19 protein-coding genes are annotated in these 19944 nt (G+C 60.8%); 10 read left to right on the top strand and 9 right to left on the bottom strand.

Annotated features, from left to right (window positions below; all coding sequences use genetic code 11):
* Nucleotides 1-77 precede the first annotated feature (77 nt).
* Nucleotides 78-428, top strand: coding sequence for a winged helix-turn-helix transcriptional regulator (locus tag ASD83_RS14790; RefSeq protein WP_056312114.1), 351 nt, complete (start codon nucleotides 78-80; stop codon nucleotides 426-428).
* 213 nt (nucleotides 429-641) lie between these two features.
* On the opposite strand, the gene ASD83_RS21185 is transcribed toward ASD83_RS14790, so the two are convergent.
* Genes ASD83_RS21185 through ASD83_RS20755 form a run of 3 tightly spaced genes read right to left on the bottom strand, consistent with a single transcriptional unit; the run spans nucleotide 642 to nucleotide 1677 of the window.
* Nucleotides 642-797 (bottom strand): hypothetical protein, encoded by a 156-nt coding sequence (locus ASD83_RS21185; RefSeq protein WP_200946515.1) that lies wholly within the window; start codon nucleotides 795-797, stop codon nucleotides 642-644.
* Nucleotides 794-1510 carry a DUF4440 domain-containing protein gene (locus tag ASD83_RS14780; RefSeq protein ID WP_156385973.1) on the bottom strand — a complete coding sequence of 239 codons (717 nt, stop codon included), beginning with the start codon at nucleotides 1508-1510 and terminating at the stop codon, nucleotides 794-796. Before ASD83_RS14780 ends, ASD83_RS21185 begins: the two co-directional genes overlap by 4 nt.
* A gap of 5 nt (nucleotides 1511-1515) precedes the next feature.
* Entirely contained in the window at nucleotides 1516-1677 is a 162-nt protein-coding gene (locus tag ASD83_RS20755) for a DUF3606 domain-containing protein (protein ID WP_082561211.1), read from the bottom strand.
* A gap of 155 nt (nucleotides 1678-1832) precedes the next feature.
* On the opposite strand from ASD83_RS20755, the gene ligD reads away from it, so the two are divergent.
* Nucleotides 1833-3764, top strand: a complete 1932-nt coding sequence (gene ligD, locus ASD83_RS14775) for a DNA ligase D (protein WP_082561210.1) — start codon at nucleotides 1833-1835, stop codon at nucleotides 3762-3764.
* Between the two features lie 90 nt (nucleotides 3765-3854).
* On the opposite strand, the gene ASD83_RS14770 is transcribed toward ligD, so the two are convergent.
* Nucleotides 3855-4214 (bottom strand): winged helix-turn-helix transcriptional regulator, encoded by a 360-nt coding sequence (locus ASD83_RS14770; RefSeq protein ID WP_056312105.1) that lies wholly within the window; start codon nucleotides 4212-4214, stop codon nucleotides 3855-3857.
* A gap of 114 nt (nucleotides 4215-4328) precedes the next feature.
* Here ASD83_RS14770 and ASD83_RS14765 point away from each other — a divergent pair, with 114 nt between their 5' ends.
* A complete protein-coding gene (locus tag ASD83_RS14765; protein ID WP_056312482.1) occupies nucleotides 4329-5207 on the top strand; it encodes an NAD(P)H-binding protein in 879 nt (292 codons plus the stop codon).
* A 251-nt stretch (nucleotides 5208-5458) separates the two neighbouring features.
* On the opposite strand, the gene ASD83_RS14760 is transcribed toward ASD83_RS14765, so the two are convergent.
* The 3 genes from ASD83_RS14760 to ASD83_RS14750 all read right to left on the bottom strand — a co-directional run bounded on the left by ASD83_RS14760 (nucleotide 5459) and on the right by ASD83_RS14750 (nucleotide 9059).
* Complete coding sequence (locus ASD83_RS14760) at nucleotides 5459-6598, bottom strand: amidohydrolase family protein (RefSeq protein WP_056312480.1); 1140 nt, start codon at nucleotides 6596-6598, stop codon at nucleotides 5459-5461.
* A 455-nt stretch (nucleotides 6599-7053) separates the two neighbouring features.
* Entirely contained in the window at nucleotides 7054-8337 is a 1284-nt protein-coding gene (locus ASD83_RS14755) for a sensor histidine kinase (RefSeq protein ID WP_162249174.1), read from the bottom strand.
* 53 nt (nucleotides 8338-8390) lie between these two features.
* Nucleotides 8391-9059, bottom strand: a complete 669-nt coding sequence (locus tag ASD83_RS14750) for a response regulator transcription factor (protein ID WP_056312478.1) — start codon at nucleotides 9057-9059, stop codon at nucleotides 8391-8393.
* Nucleotides 9060-9581: 522 nt separating this feature from the next.
* Here ASD83_RS14750 and ASD83_RS14745 point away from each other — a divergent pair.
* Nucleotides 9582-9941, top strand: coding sequence for a hypothetical protein (locus tag ASD83_RS14745; protein ID WP_156385972.1), 360 nt, complete (start codon nucleotides 9582-9584; stop codon nucleotides 9939-9941).
* Between the two features lie 255 nt (nucleotides 9942-10196).
* Here ASD83_RS14745 and ASD83_RS14740 read toward each other — a convergent pair whose 3' ends face one another.
* Both ASD83_RS14740 and ASD83_RS14735 read right to left on the bottom strand, forming a co-directional pair.
* On the bottom strand, nucleotides 10197-11237 hold the full coding sequence (locus ASD83_RS14740) for an NAD-dependent epimerase/dehydratase family protein (protein ID WP_082561209.1): 1041 nt from the start codon (nucleotides 11235-11237) through the stop codon (nucleotides 10197-10199).
* Nucleotides 11238-11258: 21 nt separating this feature from the next.
* Nucleotides 11259-11927 carry a TetR/AcrR family transcriptional regulator gene (locus tag ASD83_RS14735; protein WP_244489183.1) on the bottom strand — a complete coding sequence of 223 codons (669 nt, stop codon included), beginning with the start codon at nucleotides 11925-11927 and terminating at the stop codon, nucleotides 11259-11261.
* A gap of 193 nt (nucleotides 11928-12120) precedes the next feature.
* On the opposite strand from ASD83_RS14735, the gene kdpF reads away from it, so the two are divergent.
* The 6 genes from kdpF to ASD83_RS14710 are packed head-to-tail and all read left to right on the top strand — an operon-like array spanning nucleotide 12121 to nucleotide 19922.
* Complete coding sequence (kdpF, locus tag ASD83_RS20750) at nucleotides 12121-12213, top strand: K(+)-transporting ATPase subunit F (RefSeq protein ID WP_200946514.1); 93 nt, start codon at nucleotides 12121-12123, stop codon at nucleotides 12211-12213.
* Between the two features lie 17 nt (nucleotides 12214-12230).
* Nucleotides 12231-13940 (top strand): potassium-transporting ATPase subunit KdpA, encoded by a 1710-nt coding sequence (kdpA, locus tag ASD83_RS14730; RefSeq protein ID WP_056312096.1) that lies wholly within the window; start codon nucleotides 12231-12233, stop codon nucleotides 13938-13940.
* A 9-nt stretch (nucleotides 13941-13949) separates the two neighbouring features.
* A complete protein-coding gene (gene kdpB / locus ASD83_RS14725; protein ID WP_056312093.1) occupies nucleotides 13950-16001 on the top strand; it encodes a potassium-transporting ATPase subunit KdpB in 2052 nt (683 codons plus the stop codon).
* A 12-nt stretch (nucleotides 16002-16013) separates the two neighbouring features.
* Nucleotides 16014-16583 carry a potassium-transporting ATPase subunit KdpC gene (kdpC, locus tag ASD83_RS14720; protein ID WP_056312091.1) on the top strand — a complete coding sequence of 190 codons (570 nt, stop codon included), beginning with the start codon at nucleotides 16014-16016 and terminating at the stop codon, nucleotides 16581-16583.
* Nucleotide 16584: 1 nt separating this feature from the next.
* A complete protein-coding gene (locus ASD83_RS14715; protein ID WP_056312088.1) occupies nucleotides 16585-19245 on the top strand; it encodes a sensor histidine kinase in 2661 nt (886 codons plus the stop codon).
* Nucleotides 19242-19922, top strand: coding sequence for a response regulator (locus ASD83_RS14710; protein WP_156385971.1), 681 nt, complete (start codon nucleotides 19242-19244; stop codon nucleotides 19920-19922). Before ASD83_RS14715 ends, ASD83_RS14710 begins: the two co-directional genes overlap by 4 nt.
* The last annotated feature ends 22 nt before the right edge of the window (nucleotides 19923-19944 follow it).

Here is a 19944-nt window from a genome sequence, read left to right as displayed (position 1 = left end):
TTCTGTGCATCGGTTACGTCAAATGCACTAATGAACGCCCCGCAAAATTATTTTGTGCGGAAAGCGAGAGAGTAAACATGGCTGAACACTGTCTTCCAGAATGTGGTGTCGAACGCTGCCTGCTACTGCTGGACGGCCCCTGGGCAACGCTGATCGTTCGTGAACTGCTGGTGGGTCCGCGCCGGTTCAATGAGCTGAAAATGGCTCTGGACGGCATTAGCGCCCACACGCTCACCCATCGGCTCAAACGCTTCGAGCAGCATGGGATTGTTACCCGAACTGCCTTTGCCGAGACACCGCCACGGGTCGTCTATGAATTGACGGCACTGGGCATGACGCTGAGTGGCGTGCTGAATGCCATGAACGCCTGGGGTGTTTCGGTTGAAGACCGGCAACTTGAAGGCCGAGCAGCCGAATTATCCCCATAGGACAGAGCGGCTGCTTTTGAGACAACAACTGCAGCGCCTCTATGACCGATATGGGGTCGGGATGAGACCGGAGCGGAGTGGGATAAGGGCTCGGCTGCCGTTTCGTTGGCCGGGGCGGGAAACCGGAAAAACCATCCCCGTTCCCTATGCCACCATGTCCGGTTGACGCGCTCCGGTCTCTGGCAAGCCAATGGCCTGAAAGGAAAATCGTTCCTATCGCTTTTTCTCGATCTGGAAGGCATACACCGCACCGGCCAGCGCCATCCCTATGGCAATGCCAATACCGATGCCCATGCCGACGCTGCCCATGATGGCACCAATTGCCACGCCGATGGCGATGCCGGCTCCTATCCCAATGCTCCAGATCACTTTGTCACCTGCGTCTGTTGATGATGGGTCAGCCACCAGTATCCGTCGATGCAGACATAGCTCGAAGTGCAGATGGCTTCGTATGGTTCGGCGCCGTCACGAGTGCCCCGGGCCCTGTAGGCGATGATAGCGACATCGCCTACAGGGCTCGTCCGCGTACGATCCGTCATCACAACGTCGGCCCAGCGTGGTGCCTCGCGCAGGCTCTCGATGATCTGCTCGTTTTTCACAATGCTCATGGGCCCAAACGCCATTAGGCACTCTGGCGCCATCAGTTCTTCATACGCCGCCACGCCTTCGAGCCAGAGGCGTCGCTCGCTGCCCCAAAGATCGGACATCAATGCTCTCCTGTCAGTGTTCAGCGGTCGCCCCATCAAACCCGCCGCGGCCTTGATCGGCTTCGAGTGCAGAGGAACGTCGGCAAAGCGGTCAGGAATATCGGAACGACTCTCGCTGCTGGCGAAAATGAACGGAATACCCATCTCCATCAGCCGATCGGCCAACTCGTAGACCATCTCTTGCCCGAGGCGGATGTTTAGGATGCAGGCATCGGAACGCTCATTATCAAGAGCTTCAATCCCTCGATCGAGGGTGGTCTCATGCCCCAAAACAATGCCGTTGTGCGCTTCTATCAGATCGATGATGTCCATTGCCAAAAGAGGTTCGTCCTCAACGACGAGAATTCGCCGTTGAGCAAGGTCGACTGTCGGCATGGCAGTCAGTCCCTGAGTTTCTTCTCGACCGCCACGCGGCTGTTGCCCTCTGACTTCACGGCGCTTTTCACTTTGGATTTTGAAGCGCCAGTCTTCTTGGCTTCGTATTCGACCTCATGGTCCTGCCCGCCTGCGACCTTGCTACGGTCCTGCTTCGTATTCGGCATCTTGGCCTCCTAAAGGATTGAATCGACTATCCATAAATAGCTGTTCGGCAGGCGGGTTGCTTCACAAACCCAAGCCCTTGTCGTGACTCGCGTTTTCCACTCGCAACCGATTCCTTCGAGCTGCATTCTTGACTCACGATGTACCCGAGTTCCACATGGTTGGGCTGACGCCTGACCTCCGCACAAAGCGGCCACGCCGCAGGGACTCAGAATCTACCCCTACACACCCTCTCCCGACATTCCGCCCATTCCAGCTCTGCACCTTGTCGGAGACGATCCCGAGGGGTAACGACTGGCTGTTCGAGATGAAGTTCGACGGCTATCGCGTGCAGATCGCGATCTCGGGTTCGAAGGTCCGGGTCTACACGCGCAACGGTCATGACTGGACGGAGCAGTTCCGCGTCATCCTGCCGCCGCTCAAGACGCTCACAAAGGGCTCCGTTTTGCTCGACGGCGAAGTCGTCGCCATCGACAAGCAGGGCCGCACGAACTTCAGCATGCTCAAGACAGGCATCGCTGCCGGCATCCCGCTGAAGTTCTACGCCTTCGACATCTTCGAGAAGAACGGCGAGGACCTGACGTCGGTGCCGCTGATCGAGCGGAAGGCCATCCTTGAGGAACTGATCGGCGAGCGCGACCCCGACGACAGCCTGCAGTATTCCCACCACGTCATCGACAACGGGACGTCGGTCTTCGATGCCATGTGCAAGGGTGGCCACGAAGGGATGATCGCCAAACGGGTCGACGGTCGCTACATCGCCGATCGGACGAAGGGCTGGCTAAAGATCAAGTGCACCAAGCGCCAGGAGTTCGTCATCGGAGGTTGGCGGCCGAGCGACAACGGACGAGGAATGGCCAGCCTGATCTTGGGCACATACGAAAAGGGACAGTTCGTCTATCGCGGCCGGGTGGGTACCGGCTTCACTGATGCGATGAAGGACAAAATCATGGCGCAGTTGGAGAAGCGCCGGCTCGCCAAGCCTGCTTTCGCCTCGGTACCGCGCGACATTGCCCGCAAAGCGAATTGGGTGAAACCCGAGCTCGTCGCTGAGGTGGCCTACGCCGAGATCACTCCTGACGGCTCATTGCGCCACGCCTCTTTTCAAGGCCTGCGCGCGGACAAGAAGGCGACGCAGGTCGTGCTCGAGGTGCCAACCGACGATTCCAGCAGCGGCCTGGATCCCGTCGTCGGCGTGGAGATCGCGCAAGCTCTGGGCGTGAAGCTGTCGAACCCCAACAAGATCATGTATCCGGGGACCGACATCTCTAAGGCGCATCTCGTCGCCTACTATGCGGCCGTCGCAGACAAGATGCTGCCGCATCTCAAGGACAGGCCTATCTCGCTAGTCCGCGACACCGACAACGATCTCAGCAAGACGTTCTTCCAGAAGCACGCATTGCCGGGCATGCCCAAGACGCTGCACGCCGGCGAGCTGACGAAGATGAAGGGCACCGAGGCCCGCATCCTCTGGATTGAGGACCTCGCCGGCCTCGTTGGCGGCGTGCAGATGAACACCCTCGAATTCCACGTGTGGGGATCCAATCGACATGAGCCAGAACTTCCGGAGCGCATGGTCTTCGACATCGATCCAGACGAGGGTTTGGGCTTCAAGGATGTCAAGCAAGCGGCCATCGACATCCGCGATATCCTTGGTGCCATTGGCCTGCAGTCTTGGCCGCTTCTCTCGGGCGGAAAAGGCATCCACGTCGTTGTGCCGATCGTGCCCGAGGCCGATTGGAACGAGGTAAAGGGATTCTGCCAGGACTTCGCTGAGCTGCTCGCGAAGACGGATCCGCGCCGCTTCGTCGCCAACATGAGCAAGGCCCGGCGCAAGGGCCGCATGTTCGTGGACTATCTACGAAACGGACAAGGCTCTACGGCCGTCTGCCCGTGGTCCACGCGCGCTCGAGCTGGCGGCACCGTAGCGGTACCGGTGACGTGGGACGAGCTGGAAGGCATTGATCGCGCCAATGCCTTCGACGTCTTCGCCGCGGCAGAACGAGCACCAGGACCAGATGCGTGGGCAGGCTATTTCGAGATCGATCAGGTGCTGACCGATAGGATCAGGCAGGTCGTGAAGCGTTAGTCTTGGCCCTTTGAGGGGTGGAGAACTGACCGTCCGCTCCCAAGCTGCTTTCTTCGAATGCCGACTATGATTACGCCGGGGGTCCGGAAGCTACGCAGCCTCTGATGCGCGTGTGCGGTTTTGCACGATGATGGCGACCTCGGCCGTATGACGAGTGCCCCAGTCGCACATCGGAGCAAGAACTTTTGTCAGGCTTTGGCCAAACTCAGTCAACTCGTACTCGACGTGCGGCGGCACCGTCTGGAAATCAATGCGGCGAATGATGCCATCATCCGTCAGTTCCCTCAGATGCTGGATCAGCATTTTTTCGCTCACACTGGTAACGAGCCTGCGGAGTTGACCGGTGCGTTGGGGCCCGCTGGCGAGATGATAGACAATCAGCGGCTTCCACTTCCCGCCAAGGATGGCAATAACCGCTTCCAGGCCGCACTGGAAATTCGTCTCGGTCATGTCGATCTCCGAATTCTGACACTTACCAAATGGTCGGTACTGGTATCCAGGTATGTTTTCTCCTAGCTGGATTGCATGACGATGTCGACGTGCAAAAGTCCAAAGGAAATCATCATGACCAAGATCCTCGTAACTGGCGCAACCGGTAATATCGGCCGAAAAACTCTTCAGCAGCTCCTGAAGCGGCTACCCGCCAGCAATCTCGTGGGGCTAGCGCGCGATTCCGCCAAAGCGGCCGACCTGGCGGCCGCAGGGATCGAAATCCGCAAAGGCGATTATTTCGACCATGACGGGCTGGTTCGCACATTCCAGGGCATTGATAAGCTGATGCTCGTGTCCGCCACGGCCTTTACCGATCGCAACACCCAACACCAAAATGCCATCAGCGCGGCACGGCAGGCGGGTGTCAAGCACATCGTCTATATGCCGATCATCCACGAAGCAGGATCTGTCTTCACTTTGCCGGATATCACCGGGCAGGACCTATTCGTTGAGGATAAACTGAAGGCTTCCGGTCTGGCCTACACGCTGGTTGGCCATCCGCCTTTTATCGAGAGCATCCCGTTTTACATAGGCGGCAACGCCCTTGAGACCGGGGTGCACGCGCCGTCTGGCGCGGGCAAGGCGGGATATGCCAGTCGTGATGACTTGGCAGAGGCGCATTCTGTCGTGCTGAGCGAAGACGGCCACGAGTATAAGACTTACTCGCTGTATGGTGATCCTGCCGTGTCCTTCGCTGATGTCGCGCAGATCCTGTCGGATATCAGCGCCAAACCAGTGCGGTTTGTTTCCGTCTCCGATCAGGATTACATCGCCCACTTAGTGGCGGCGGGTTTGCCTGAGCAGGCTGCCCGCTTCGCGCTTGTGTGGGTGCAGGGTATCAATGCCGGAGAATGGGGCGGCACGGCGGGGGACCTGGAGAAACTCTTGGGTCGCAAACCGACAACGGCGGCCGAGTTCTTACGAGCCAACTATGCGGTTCGCCAAACTTGAGACCATGATCTGAAATGTGAGCATGGTGCCAAGCTAGCGTAGCATAGGTCGGTTTCCAACTAGTTCTTGGTAGGTGTCAAACAAACGACCGAAATGGGGTCGACAGCCGCCCGCCCGCACCGTGGGTGACGGCAAGCTGCGTTCAACGTTGCAGCCGTCACTTCTGCAAAGATCTGGGGGGTGGACGGTCGACGTTTTTTGACTGCACCACCAGGGTGCAGCCAACGACTTGCCCACGAGGTCTCGATCCGTCAGATCTTGATGCGGAATAGCTTTTCGGCATTCCGGAAGGCGATCTTCTCCTTGTCCTCCCTTGGGAGATCGACCGCCCGGAACCAGTCCGTTTGTTGCTTCATGTCTGCGAAGGGATAGTCGGTGGCGAACATCACTCGATCCACGCTGATGTACCGCAGAAGTAGGTGAAGCAGTTCGTCTTGCGGGAAAGCGCTGGTGGTGTACCAGAAATTGTCGCTGAAGTACTGCAATATAGGCTTCTGCAAGGTACCCTGGGTCACCTCGGTGAACTCTTCTTCGAAGCGCTTGTAGAAGAAGGGGAGCCCCTCCCCCATATGGCCGATGATGACCTGCAATTTCGGGAATCGGTCGAATACTCCTGTCAGGATCATCCGGAGGCTCTGAGTGAGGACCTCCTGGTGCCACCCGTACCCTGATCCGCTGAAAAGGTAGTCCTGAAACTCAGTATCCTCTCCATTGCGCGAGGTTCGATAATAGATATCGAGCACTTCCTTCGGCGGGTAACCAGGGTGGAGGTATATCGGCACGTTGAGCGCTTCGGCACGCGCCAAGAGCGGCTCGAAATCCGGATGGTCCAAGAACTTCGTCCCGATGAAGCCATTGGTCATCGCACCTACGAAGCCATCTTCTCGAACGGCGCGCTCCAACTCGTCGGCCGATGCCACCGGATCCTGTAGCGGCAAGGTCGCAAAAGCGAGGTATCGGTCGGGATTTGTGACGATCGGACCGGTGGCGATCATCTTGTTGAGACGATAGGCCACGTCAATCCCTTCCTTCCTGGCAAGGTCCTGAGCGCCTGGCGTGTGCGCGGAGAGAATGGCGACGTTCAATCCCGCGTCATCCATCGCAGCGACGCGGCCAGGGCCAAGATCAGCCAGCCCGATTTCCTCGAGAAACTGCCTGTGCTCGACGTTGATAGCGTTCAACGTCATCAATTCCTCGGTGGAGTAGGTTTCCTCGATGCCGAAGAATTTCAAATCCTGATCGCGCGCCATGATGTCCGACTTGTCCAATGCAGCTGCCTGCGTGATGAGGGCGGGTCCGGACAAACCAGCACCGACGCCCAATGCGGCGGCGCTCAGGAAGTTTCGCCGCCGTGATGAGACGAGTTCCGAGGAATTTGCTATAGGCTTCATGAGTTCTGCTCCGTAGTTTTTGTTGCGCGGGTCGGTGTGCCTGGAAGTGTGAGAGCTTTTACCCACTCCATTCATTAGTGAGCGAAGGACTTCCGAAGGATGGATCACCTGCTGTCGACGCTGACTTCAGCATTGTCGGCGACCCTCCCCATATTCGGACCGTCCATTGCCCGAAAATTATGCGTTTCCAGGTTGAGCCGAGGGTCATGACTTTGAACTTCAACCGGTAGGACTAGGCACCGATGCCTCGATATCGCGCCTGCCCGAGGCCTTGCCTACCGTGATGCGTCGATTTTTGAGCGCACCGAAATCTAGGACGGTGCCCCGTCCGAACCGGCGCCTTCGTCGGTCGGGAACGCCTGCGATGCAGGCCGATCACTCGTGGACATGGCTAGCAACAGGGATGGCACTACGGCGGCTTTTGACGTCGGCTGTAAGCACTTGTCGGTTAACGCTCAGCGGTCGAGCTGAGGGAGAGAGACCTCAAAGAGGGCACCCCCGCCGGGAGCGTCGCCAACGGTGATGCGCCCGTTGTGCCGAGTGACGATATCGCGAACGAGCGAAAGACCCAGACCAGCCCCGTAATCGAGCGGAGAAACACGGCTGAAGGGCTCGAAGATGATGTCGCGATAGTTCTCTGGCACGCCAGGTCCCGTATCCGCCACTCGAACCGTGGCGTTCGCACCAACGGTAACGGTGACGGTCAAGCGCACGCCGCCATGGCTGACGGAGTTCTGGATGAGATTCGTAACAGCCCGTGACAATGAGGGCGGATCACAAAAGACCGGCACCTTCTCGGTCTCGGCGTCGAAGATGATCTCATCCCCTGCGGCAATGACCACCGGCGCCATGTCCGCGGCAACTTGCGCAACCAAGTCGACAAGGTTTACCTCTTGGAACTGGAGCGCATCGGCCTCAATGCGCTCCAGATCCAGAAGCTGATTGGCAAGATTGGAGAGCCGTTCAACGTCGAGCATCACCCGACCATGGTTCTCAATGCCATGCGCGAGCTCAAGCCGTGTCTTCAGGATCGCGATGGGGGTGCGCAACTCGTGGGCGGCATCCGCTATAAACCGGTGGCGGCGCTCGATCCCATCGTCGAGACGCTGGAGGGCAGCGTTGACCGCCCGCACCAGCGAATGGAGCTCGTCCGGTACGAGATCCATCGACAGCCTCATGCCTCGTTGAGCGATATCAATCTTGTCCGCGTCCCGGGCGATCTGATCTACGCCATGCATCTCTCTCCTCACGACCAGTGGGATGACGAGAAATGAAACCACTGTCAGGAGCGAAAGCAGGCTCACGAATGCCGGGTTCTCAAATATCGACCATATGCTCACCTCCGGACCATTGCCGGTGACGATCCAGATCTGCCCCGTGTCTCCATTGTAGCGCCGCAGGATCGCAGAGACATCCTCGTTGGGGCCGAGGCCAGTGATATAGGCCGAGCGCATCGTTTGGAAGGCGTCGGTCATCTCTATCAGGCGTTCGGGGATCTCGCCCCACTCCACCGATCGACCATTCGCGTCGAACGCGTAGAACCAGAAATCGGGGTGGTCGGTCGTTTCCTCCTCGAGCTCACCCCTTATGACTACCTGCCACTCTCCCCGATTCCCAACGGCGATGGCATTGGCAATGTCGTCGATTACGTTGTCGTCATACCGCGTGTCGCCGTTGATGAGGCCGTAGATCGGCACGGCGGTCGTTGCAGCGAACGCGAGAAGCACCAAGGCCTGCATTATGACGATCCGCCATGTCAGACGGGCACGGAGGGCACTGGATCGCCATGGCATCATGGGGCTGCTTTCAAGAGGTATCCGAGTCCGCGGATGCCATGGATTTCGACGCCAGCAGAGGCCAGCTTGTGGCGGAGCCGTGATATGTGTGAATCCAGACTGTTGGAGGCGATCTCGTCATCATACCCGTAGACCGCTTCCTCTAGGGATGACCGTGAAACAGTACGGCCCGCGCGACGCACCAATATCTCGAGCGCCAGCACCTCACGCCGCGTGAGGTCGAGCGGCTCATGGTCTATATAGGCCTGCCGTTCAGCCAGATCGAAGGAGAGTCTTGCGACATTGACCAGGCTGGCTCCCAGTTGAGAGGGGCGCCGCATGACCGCACGCAGCCTTGCGAGCAGTTCATCAACGGAGAACGGTTTTGCCAGATAGTCATCCGCCCCGTTGTCGAGGCCAGCAATTCTCTGAATGGCGCTGCCAAGAGCGGACAGGACGATGACCGGCACGCCCACCCGTTCCTTACGCAGCAATGGGATGAGATCGAGCCCGTCCCCGTCCGGCAGCTTGCGATCCAGCAGGACGGCATCATGGATCCCGCTGCGACACGCTTCTTTCGCAAGCTCGAGTGTCGTGACGCGGTCGACCAAAATATCGTGCCTGCCGAGTGCAAGGATCACTAGGTCAGCCATCTCCCGTTCGTCTTCGACCAACAAAATGCGCACGCCGATCTCCTTGGCTATCGACAAAGCCCTACCAGACAACATTGCCGCAGGGTTGCGAGCGCTGAATTAGCATGCTCCACAGTCGAATATGCGCTAACCGACCTCGGACGTGAGCTTTCCGAACCAGTTCGACAACTTGCCATGTGGGCAGTCACCATCTCGACGGGATCGACGAAAATCGTAACCGCTACGATGAGGTTGATCGATCGTAGACCGCCCTTTGGAAGAGACGAACAAACATCGCCATCGCCAAATGGGTGGGAAGGGGACTGGCAAGTTTCAGGTAAGCGCAACATGAAGCTGCCCTCACTTTTCCTGTAAACCAAGTTCACATCGATGGCTCGCTCACTACGCAGCAGCCCGTTATTACTCCGCGTACGACACAGCCCCATTTGGGAATGCGACGCAGGGGAAATGCGGAATTTCACAGTGTCTCGCCGCAAATGGCGTAGCGTAACGCTGCTAGCCATTCTAGCGGGGATGGGAGCAGTTCTGGCTGCTAGCTCCTTCATAGAACCAATAATGTTGATACCGCTGACGGCGTGGGCCCTTTTAGCGGGCGGAACCTTGTGGAATGCGACCCGATCGCTTGCCTCAGGCAACGTGCGCTTGGATTGGGACGGGCAACGGCTTCTCGTAGATCCATTGCAGGGCAAGATCGCAGTGGAGATTGAATCTGCGACGTGGGTATTCAGCGACAGGACGAACATCGTCATCCGCGGTATCCACGCATTGCCGAAATTCAACTCAGGTCATGTGCGCTGCAACGGCCGAGAACTGACAATTGATGGCTTCCTTGGCTCCGCGCCCGTGGGGCTTAGTGATACCGTCCAAAAGCTAGGACCGGCAAAAAGATCGTTGTGGCGTTATTTGCCCATCTGATGTTGGCTGATTATGGTCAAACCACACTGCGAAAATGGTGATTTTACGTTCCTGTCGCGTCCGGTTTCGGGGCCGACGCTTACGCCTCCTAACGACCGTCATGGGGTCGGGTGCGGCCATTTGGACAGCCGCCCCAATCTGGCCATCACAGGCATTGGGGAAAACTCCCAATGACCCTCATCGCGTCGGTCTCCTGGTTGGCCAGATCAGGAGGGACGCTGTGGGGCTCGATCTGCGCGGGTCCATTTCGCCACTTCAGCGTGAAGCGTTTCGGTTCTCCGCGGCCATTTCAGCCAGCCCTGCTTCTCGCGTCATGATCGGCTCATAGCCGAGTTCGCGTCGCGCCTTGTCGATATTGAGCGTTATCGTCACCGCTGAAGTGGCGAAGGACTGTAAGGTCAGCGGCGCAGTTATCTTGCCGCCGGAAACCTTATGAAGCCGATCGCCGACTCCGGCAATGAGCCGAAGCATTACCCGCGGTAGCGATTTGTCTGGTGGCTTTATGCCCTGTGTTGCCAATAGCGCGGTGACGAAATCGCGGAAGCGGATGGGCTCATTGTCGCCAAGGAAATAGATATCTCCGCCTTTGCCCCTGGCAATCGCCAGCTCGATACCGTGGCAGAGATTGGCGATGTGGATGGTGCTCGTCAGATAGTCGCCGCCGCTGATCCAGGCGAACTGACCCGATTGAACCGCGGAGAGCAGATTTGGCAAGGCAGTTGTGTCGTCACGCCCCCAGACGAAGCGGGGCCGGACCGCGATGACCTCCATGCCACCACCATTGCAGGACAGGGCGCAGCGCTCGGCGGCCGCCTTGCTGCGAGAATAGGATCCGGCAAATCGACGCGGCAAAGGATGGCTCTCGTCGACATGAATGATGGGGCGCCCATCGGCCAGGACGGATTCAGTGCTGAGCAAAATCGCCCGTTGAATGCCCGCTGCCCGCGCTGCCGCAAACACCGCCTCGGTGCCCTCCTCATTGACACGCTGCTGGCTCGCTGTGCCCGGGCCATGATCGGTATCGGCAGCAGCATGGATCATGAGGTTACACCCTTCCATGCCGCGCACCAGATCGGCGCTCAGGAGGTCACCGGAAAAGGGAGACGCGCCAAGTTCGGCAACCACCCTTTCCGACTTAACCGATCGCGCCAAAGCCCTCACGGGAACACCCCTGCCGACAAAGTGGCGGATCAAATTGCGACCAACATAGCCACTGCCACCCGTGATAAAAATTCTGGCGTTTGGCCAAGCGGCGTCGGTCGCCGCAGCGCTGGCTGCGTCGTTTGGTTGATTCATGATCGTTTCCGTTTTTGCGTGCTAGCTGCCGGGCTTCTCGTCCGGCGGAGTTGCGGTCACCAGCCAATCGATCTCACGGATTATCCGCGATCGATCGATTGGGTCGAAATGATGGAAATCCAGATATTCAAGGAATTTCAGCCCCTCTACGGCCAGATAGGCGAGAAGGGCGCCGCGTGGGGACGATGCTGTCCCAAGGATCCGGCTGATCGTTTCGGCCTGGCTTTTTTGCATATGCGAACGCAGTTCGGGGTCGAGCGTCAGGGCCATGCTGAGGTTGAGGGCTACAGGCTTGAACTCTTCTGGCGGCGGTTCGGATGCCACTTTTATGCGACCGCGGATGGCGAGACTGTCAGAAGACGTCAGATCGGCCTCGGCCGCCGCATGATGCTCGCGGTCCCGCCGGAAAGCTCTCTCCACGATTGCCTCGATCAGGGCCTGCTTGGTCTTGAAGTCGTAGATGACGCTGGCCTTGCTAATGCCGGCCTCGGCCGCCACGCTATCCAATGTCAGGTTGGCCGCACCCAATCTGGCGACGACCGCCTCACCGGCATCGAGGATTGCCTGCTGGTCAATAACGCGCTTACGTCCCACATTCGTAGTCCATTTATTTCCGACCAGATGGTAATAAATTAGTTGGAATGGCTTGTCTAGACCGTTTGCAGCCATGCGGAAGTCATCTCGGTTCATGCGGCTTCCAGGTCCGCGGCTTTATGAAATCCTTATGCGCAGGGCCACTAATCCATATGGCAATTTGATGGAGGGTGGGTCCAATCCATGAGCCTCAAAACAAGAGGCTTTTCATGCTCGACCTTGCCTTTATCGCTCTTGGCGCCGGCGCGCTGATGGCCCTGGCGCTATATGCCGCTGCCCTTGACCGGCTGTGAGCGCTGCCATGCTCATCATTTCCTTCCTCATCGCCCTGGCATTGGCCGTTTACCTCCTGGTGACGCTGCTGGCGCCTGAGCGGTTCTGACCTTTCCGGAGCCCATCATGACCTTTTTCGGCTGGCTGCAAATCGGCTTCGTGCTGGTCGCGGTCCTGTTGCTGGCAAAGCCGCTCGGCCTTTACCTGGCCCGTGTCTTTACCGGCGAGAGAACTTTTCTCTTTCCCGTGGTCGACCCCGTCGAACGCGGCTTTCTAGCACTGGCGGGCGTTCGGGCCGGCAAGGAGCAGAACTGGCTGGGCTATGCCGGCAGCATGCTGATGTTCAGCCTGCTCGGCTTCCTGGCGCTCTACGCTATCTTGCGCCTCCAGAACGTCCTGCCGCTCAATCCGCAGGGTTTTCCCGCCCTCCCGCCCGATCTCGCCTTCAACACGGCGGCGAGCTTTGTGACCAATACCAACTGGCAGAGCTTTGGTGGAGAGACCACCATGAGCCATCTCAGCCAAATGCTCGGGCTCACGGTGCAGAACTTCGTTTCGGCTGCCACCGGGATCGCCGTCGCCATGGCGTTGACCCGCGCCTTCATGCGCTCGGGGGGCAGCGCGATCGGCAATTTCTGGGTCGATCTCACCCGTGCCACGCTCTATGTGCTGCTGCCCCTGGCGATAGTGGTGGCGCTGGTTTTCGTCGCTCTCGGCCTGCCGCAGAGCCTTGATGCGAACTTTGTCGCAACCACGCTCGAAGGGGCGCAGCAGACCATCGCTTCAGGTCCGGTTGCCAGCCAGGAGGCCATCAAACAGCTCGGCACCAATGGTGGCGGCTTCTTCAACGTCAATGCCGCCCATCCGTTCGAAAACCCGACGGCGTTCAGCAATTATCTCAACATTGTCGCCATGCTCTCGATCTCGGCGGCATTGGTCTATGCCTTTGGCCAGATGGTCGGCAGCCGCCGTCAGGGCTGGGCGCTGATTTCGGTGACGGTCATCCTGCTGGTCATCGGCACCGGCGCCATTTACTGGGCCGAAACCTATGGCAATCCGCTGCTGAGCGCCGTCGGGGTCGATCCATCCATGGGCAATATGGAAGGCAAGGAGGTCCGCTTCGGCCAAGCCATGAGCGCGCTCTACGCGGCGGTGACCACGGGGCTCTCCAATGGCGGCGTCAATGCCATGCATTCCTCGCTCACCCCGCTCGGCGGGCTGGTGCCGATGTTCCTGATGCAGCTGGGCGAAGTGCTGCCCGGCGGCGTCGGTTCGGGGCTCTACGGCCTCGTCGTCTTCGCCATTCTCGCCGTTTTCGTGGCCGGTCTGATGGTGGGCCGTACCCCGGAATTTCTCGGCAAGAAGATCGAGGCGCGGGAGATGAAGCTGGCCATGCTGGCCGTCCTCATCCTGCCGCTGACCATCCTCGGTTTCACCTCTGTCTCGGCCGTCGCCGAATTCGGCACCAGCTCGATCCTGACCCCGGGCCCGCATGGCCTGAGCGAAATCCTCTACGCCTATACCTCCGCCGCCGGGAACAACGGCTCGGCCTTTGGCGGCCTCACCGCCAATACGCTCTGGTACAATTGCACGCTTGGTATCGCCATGCTGCTGGGGCGCTTTGCCTATATCGTGCCAGTGCTGGCCATTGCCGGCGCCCTGGTGAAGAAGCCGCGCATTGCCCCATCCTCGGGCACCTTTCCGACCGACCGGCCGCTGTTCGCCGGCCTGCTCATCGGCATCATTCTCATCCTGGGTGGGCTGCAATTCTTCCCCGCCCTGGCTCTTGGGCCCGTGGTCGAGCACTTCGTCATGCTCGCCGGCCAGAGCTTTTAAGGAACCATCATGTCCACCACAAAATCCATCTCCATGCTGGATCCGGCCATTCTCGTGCCGGCGCTGCGCGGTGCCGTCATCAAGCTCGATCCGCGCCAGCTCATCCGCAATCCGGTGATCTTTGTCACCGAGATCGTCGCCGTGCTTGTCACGGTGCTGTTCGTAGAGGACCTGACTGCTGGCATCGACGCGGCCTTCTCCGGACAGATCGCGCTCTGGCTCTGGTTTACCGTAGTGTTCGCCACCTTCGCCGAATCCGTCGCCGAAGGCCGTGGCAAGGCGCAGGCGGAGAGCCTCAAACGTGGTAAATCGGACCTCTTTGCCAAGAAGCTGCTGTTCCCCGACCAGAAGGACAATCGCGCCAGCGAGGTGATTTCCGCCACCATGCTCAAGGTCGGCGACATTGTCCTCGTCGAGGTCAACGACCTGATGCCCGGCGATGGCGAGGTCATCGAGGGCGTCGCCTCGGTCAATGAAAGCGCCATCACTGGCGAATCCGCCCCCGTCATCCGCGAGGCCGGCGGCGACCGCTCGGCGGTGACCGGCGGCACCGAGGTGATCTCGGACTGGCTCAAGGTGCGCATTACCACCAAGCCCGGCGAAACCTTCATCGATCGCATGATCGCGCTGATCGAAGGCGCCAAGCGGCAGAAGACCCCCAACGAGATCGCGCTGTCGATTTTGCTGTCGGGGCTGACCCTCGTCTTCCTGATCGCCGTGGTGACGCTCTATGGCCTTGCGGCCTATTCCGGCACCGACCTGTCGGTCGCCGTGCTGGCTGCCCTCTTGGTGACGCTGATCCCCACCACCATTGGCGGGCTGCTTTCGGCTATCGGCATTGCCGGCATGGACCGGCTGATCCGCTTCAACGTTATTGCCACCTCCGGCCGGGCCGTCGAGGCGGCCGGCGACGTCGATACGCTGTTGCTCGACAAGACCGGCACCATCACCTTCGGCAATCGCATGGCGTCCGAGTTTCTGCCGGTCGCCGATGTCAGCGAGACATATCTGGCAGAGGCCGTATTGCTGGCCAGCCTCGCCGACGAAACCGCCGAGGGCCGTTCCATCGTGGCGCTGGCCAACGCCGATTTCGGCCTGACCGAACCCGATCTGGCAGGCAAGGGCGCGGTCCCTATTGCCTTCTCGGCCCAGACCCGCATTTCGGGCATCGATATCGGGGATCGCCATATCCGCAAGGGCGCCGTCAATGCAGTGCTGAAGTTCGTCGGTCTCGACAAGGCCCAGGCCGGTCCTGAATTCAACCAGGCCGTCGACGCCATTGCCCGCTCGGGCGGCACGCCGCTGGCGGTGGCCGAAGGCGAGCGCCTGCTCGGCGTCGTCCATCTCAAGGACGTGGTCAAGCCCGGCATCAAGGAGCGTTTCGCTGCTCTCCGCGCCATGGGCATCCGCACGGTCATGGTCACCGGCGACAATCCGATTACCGCCGCCGCCATTGCCTCAGAAGCCGGTGTCGACGATTTCATCGCCGAAGCCACCCCCGAGCAGAAGCTCGACTATATCCGCAAGGAGCAGACCGGCGGCCGGCTGATCGCCATGTGCGGCGACGGCACCAATGACGCGCCCGCTTTGGCCCAGGCCGATGTCGGCGTCGCCATGCAGTCGGGCACCCAGGCGGCACGCGAGGCGGGCAATATGGTCGATCTCGACTCCAGCCCGACAAAACTCATCGAGATCGTCGAGATCGGCAAGCAGATCCTGATGACACGCGGCGCTCTCACCACCTTCTCGATTGCCAATGACGTGGCGAAATATTTCGCCATCATCCCGGCGCTGTTCCTCTCAACCTATCCGGAACTGGGGGCGCTCAACATCATGGGCCTCCACTCACCGCAGTCGGCGATCCTCTCGGCGGTCATCTTCAATGCGTTGATCATCGTCGCGCTGATCCCGCTGGCTTTGCGCGGCGTGAAATATCGCCCGGTCGGCGCCGCCGCTTTGCTCGGCCGCAACCTGCTCGTCTATGGCCTCGGCGGGCTCGTCGCGCCCTTCATCGGCATCAAGCTGGTGGACTTGGCCGTCACCGCCCTCGGCATTCTCTAGGAGGCCGCAATCATGCTCGACCAATTCCGCCCGGCCATCGTTCTTACCGTTCTGCTCTCGGCCCTCACCGGGCTCGGTTATCCGCTTGCCATCACCGCTGTGGCGCAGGCAGCCTTCCCCGTCCAGGCCAATGGCAGCCGCATCGAAATAGATGGACAACTGATCGGCTCGGACCTGATCGGTCAGAATTTCAGCCAGCCAGGCTATTTCTGGCCACGGCCATCGGCGACCGTGCCCGATCCTTATAATGCTGCTGGCTCAAGCGGCTCCAATTATGGCCCAACCGATGCGCGACTGATCGAGCGGGTCTCGGGGGCCGTCGCCTCGCTCGGCGCTGCGGCGCCGGTTCCTGCCGACGCCGTTACCACTTCCGCCTCGGGGCTTGATCCGCACATCACGCCGCAAAATGCCGCGTTGCAGGTTGCGCGCATTGCTGCCGCGCGGGGCGTCGCGCCTGCCCTTGTCGATGCGATACTTGCGGATGTGACGGAACAGCCCCTCTTGGGTATATTCGGGCAACCGCGCGTCAATGTGCTGCGTCTCAACCTGGCGCTGGACCAGGCTGCGCCCACTGGAAACTGAGATGGTACGCCAGACACAAGACCAGAGGCCGGATCCAACCGCCCTGTTGCAGCTTGCCGCGCGCGAAGGTCGCGGCAAGCTGACCGTCTTTCTGGGTGCGGCCCCCGGGGTGGGGAAGACCTATGCCATGCTCGAGCGCGCCCGGGGCCTCAAGGCCAATGGGATCGACGTCGTGATCGGCCTCGTCGAGACGCACGGGCGCAGCGACACGACCCGCCTCGCCGAAGGTATCGAGACGCTGCCGCGCCAGAATGCGGGCGGCGCCTATGGCGAATTCGATCTCGACGCCGCGCTCACGCGTCACCCTGCTCTGCTGATCGTCGATGAACTGGCTCACACCAATGCCCTAGGGTCGCGCCACCCCAAGCGCCACCAGGATATCGCCGAGTTGATCGGCGCCGGGATCGATGTGTGGACCGCGCTCAATATCCAGCACCTCGAAAGCCTCTCCGACCTCATTGCCCGCATTGCCGGCATTCCGGTGCGCGAGACGGTGCCCGATATCGTGCTCAAGACGGCCGACGAAGTGATCCTCGTTGATATTCCGCCCGCCGAGCTCATCGAGCGTCTCCATGCCGGCAAAGTCTATCTGCCCGACAATGCGCAGCGGGCGCTCGATGGCTTTTTCAAACCCGCCACGCTGACGGCCCTGCGCGAACTGGCGCTGCGCCGCGCCGCCGACCGGGTGGACGATCAGATGGTCGATTTCCTGCGCCAGAGCGCCGTTGAAGGGCCCTGGGCCACCGGCGAACGGCTGCTGGTTTGCGTTGGCCCGGACCAGATGTCGGAGAAGGTGGTGCGTGTCGCCAGCCGATTGGCATCGGGCCTCAATGCCCGCTGGCTGGTCGTGTCGCTGACGCGCCCCGGTACGCCGCTGCCCGAGCCTGTCGATGCCAAACGGCTGGACGAAACGCTCCGTCTGGCCGAGCGGCTGGGCGCCGAAACGCGTCGCGAAACGGCGCGCGATTTTGTCGAGACGATCAAGCGCATCGCCCGACGCGAACACATCACCCAGATCGTCATCGGCCGGCCGGCCGGTACGCACTGGTTCCGCCGCTCGCTGCCCGACGCCATCCTGCAGCAGGCCGGCGACATCGGGGTCCATGTCGTGCCCGGCGAAGCGGCCTTGACCAAGCGGACGCCGCGACGGCGGCTCACCCTGCCGGAATGGGCGCTGACACTGGGCCTGCCGCTGGTCTCGGTCGGGGCAACAACGCTGTTCGGGCTCGGCATCAACGCGCTGATCGCGTTGCAGAACCTGTCCATGCTCTATCTGGCCGCAGTGCTGCTTTCCGCCGTTATTGCCGGCCGTTTGTCAGCCCTGCTCGCGGCAATCCTGTCCTTTCTCGCCTATAACCTCTTCTTCATCGAACCGACCGGAGAACTGAGCGTAGCGCAGCCGCAAGAAGTGCTGTCGCTGGTCATTTTTATCGCCGTGGCCCTGGCGGCCGGCCAGCTCGCCGCGCGGCTGCGCGAACAGGTTGAGCTGGCGCGCAGCCAGGCGCGCCAAAGCCAGTCTTTGCTCGAGTTTTCCCGCAAGCTCTCGGGTGCCCATGGGCAGGACAGCGTGCTCGACGCCATTGCCAGCCATCTCCATGCCAGCCTGGGCCGTGCTGCGGTGATGCTGGTGCCCGATGAGAGAGGTGACCTCTCCCTTGCTGCAGCCTGGCCGCCCGACCAGACGCTGGATGATACCGGACTGACCGCAGCCCGCTGGGCCTTCGACAAGAAGGAACCGGCCGGGTTCCTTACCGGTACCCTGCCGCAGGTGCGCTACCTCTTCCGGCCGGTCATCTCGGCGCAGCGTTTGCTGGGGGTGGCTGGTCTCGCCATGGGTCCGGGTGACGTGGCGCTGGCGCCCGATGAGGAGCGGACATGGGTGGCCCTGCTCGATCAGGCCGCTATCGCCATGGACCGCGCCCGGCTCAACCGGGAAAGTGCGCTGGCCTCGCTGACCAGAGAGGGCGAAAAAGTGCAGGCCGCCTTGCTGTCCTCGCTATCGCATGACCTGCGTACACCCCTGGCGTCCATCACCGGCGCCGTCACCAGCCTGCGCCAGCTGGGAGACAAGATGTCGGCGGCGAGCCGGGCAGACTTGCTGCTGTCCATCGAGGAGGAGTCCGGCCGGCTCAATCGCTTTGTTGCCAATCTCTTCGACATGACCCGCATCGAAGCGGGCATGATGAAGGCCAGGCGCGAGCCGATCGACCTTGTCGCCATCATCGATGCCAGTGCGGCCCGAGCCCGAAAATTATATCCCGAACTCGAGATCGACCTGTCGATCGCGCCGGCCCTTCCCAGGGCGATGGGCGATCGGGCATTGCTCGAACAGGTCCTGTTCAATCTGCTCGATAATGCCCGAAAATATGGCGGTTCAGACCAGCCAGTCGCTATCTTTGCTCGCGCCGAAGATGGCAATATCGCCTCTATCTCGGTGACAGACCAGGGCAAGGGCATTCCCGAGGCAGACCTCGAGAAAATTTTCGACAAGTTCTACCGTCGGGCCAAGGGTGACGGTCGTCCGGCCGGCACCGGGCTCGGGCTTTCCATCGCCCGGGGCCTGATGGCCGCCATGGGCGGGACGATCAAGGCGACCAGCCCCGCGACCCGCAAGCGCGGCACGCGCTTTACCCTGCGTCTGCCGCTGGCGGAGATACCGTGATGCGGCAGCGTATTCTGGTCGTCGATGACGAGCCGCAGATCCAGCGGTTTCTGCGGCCCGCGCTCGATGCGGCAGGCTTTGACGTCGAGACCGCCGCAACCGCGGCGGAGGCCAAGCGCCTTGCAGCGACGCGCGCGCCAGACCTGATCGTGCTCGACCTGGGCCTGCCCGATGGCGATGGCAAGACGGTCATCGAGACAGTTCGCGCCTTTTCATCGGTGCCCATCATCGTGCTGTCCGCCCGCGACCAGGAGATCGAGAAGATCGCCGCTCTCGATCTGGGCGCCGACGATTATGTCGAAAAACCCTTCGGCATCGGTGAACTGCTCGCCCGCATCCGGGTGGCGCTGCGGCATGCCGAGCCGGCCGGGCCGCTGCCCGGACCGGAGGCCTTCGGCCCCGTGGTTCTCGACCGTGACCGGCGCACAGTGACACGGGATGACCGGCTCATTCACCTCACCCCCAAGGAATACGATCTCTTCGTGCTGCTCGCCGACAATGCCGGCCGCGTCGTCACCCATGGTACGGCCCTGCAGCGTCTTTGGGGACCAGCCCATAAAGACGACGCGCAATATCTGCGCGTTCTGGTGGGTCAACTGCGCGCCAAGCTGGGCGGCGAGGCTGCCAGCCTCATCATCAATGAAGCCGGCGTGGGCTATCGGCTGGTCACTTCCTGACGCTGCCGGATCGGGCCATGTG

Source organism: Devosia sp. Root685 (genome assembly GCF_001427875.1).
Classification (GTDB): domain Bacteria; phylum Pseudomonadota; class Alphaproteobacteria; order Rhizobiales; family Devosiaceae; genus Devosia.
The sequence above is the reverse complement of the archived record's forward strand: the minus strand, read 5'-3'. Positions and strand labels throughout refer to the sequence as shown.

Excerpts from the sequence above, each read along its gene's own strand:
- ASD83_RS14790 (WP_056312114.1), top strand. The coding sequence starts at position 78 with ATGGCTGAACACTGTCTTCCAGAATGTGGTGTCGAACGCTGCCTGCTA.
- ASD83_RS14780 (WP_156385973.1), bottom strand. The coding sequence starts at position 1,510 with ATGCCGACAGTCGACCTTGCTCAACGGCGAATTCTCGTCGTTGAGGAC.
- ASD83_RS20755 (WP_082561211.1), bottom strand. The coding sequence starts at position 1,677 with ATGCCGAATACGAAGCAGGACCGTAGCAAGGTCGCAGGCGGGCAGGAC.
- ligD (WP_082561210.1), top strand. The coding sequence starts at position 1,833 with ATGGTTGGGCTGACGCCTGACCTCCGCACAAAGCGGCCACGCCGCAGG.
- ASD83_RS14770 (WP_056312105.1), bottom strand. The coding sequence starts at position 4,214 with ATGACCGAGACGAATTTCCAGTGCGGCCTGGAAGCGGTTATTGCCATC.
- ASD83_RS14765 (WP_056312482.1), top strand. The coding sequence starts at position 4,329 with ATGACCAAGATCCTCGTAACTGGCGCAACCGGTAATATCGGCCGAAAA.
- ASD83_RS14760 (WP_056312480.1), bottom strand. The coding sequence starts at position 6,598 with ATGAAGCCTATAGCAAATTCCTCGGAACTCGTCTCATCACGGCGGCGA.
- ASD83_RS14755 (WP_162249174.1), bottom strand. The coding sequence starts at position 8,337 with ATGCAGGCCTTGGTGCTTCTCGCGTTCGCTGCAACGACCGCCGTGCCG.
- ASD83_RS14745 (WP_156385972.1), top strand. The coding sequence starts at position 9,582 with ATGTTGATACCGCTGACGGCGTGGGCCCTTTTAGCGGGCGGAACCTTG.
- ASD83_RS14740 (WP_082561209.1), bottom strand. The coding sequence starts at position 11,237 with ATGAATCAACCAAACGACGCAGCCAGCGCTGCGGCGACCGACGCCGCT.
- ASD83_RS14735 (WP_244489183.1), bottom strand. The coding sequence starts at position 11,927 with ATGAACCGAGATGACTTCCGCATGGCTGCAAACGGTCTAGACAAGCCA.
- kdpA (WP_056312096.1), top strand. The coding sequence starts at position 12,231 with ATGACCTTTTTCGGCTGGCTGCAAATCGGCTTCGTGCTGGTCGCGGTC.
- kdpB (WP_056312093.1), top strand. The coding sequence starts at position 13,950 with ATGTCCACCACAAAATCCATCTCCATGCTGGATCCGGCCATTCTCGTG.
- kdpC (WP_056312091.1), top strand. The coding sequence starts at position 16,014 with ATGCTCGACCAATTCCGCCCGGCCATCGTTCTTACCGTTCTGCTCTCG.
- ASD83_RS14715 (WP_056312088.1), top strand. The coding sequence starts at position 16,585 with ATGGTACGCCAGACACAAGACCAGAGGCCGGATCCAACCGCCCTGTTG.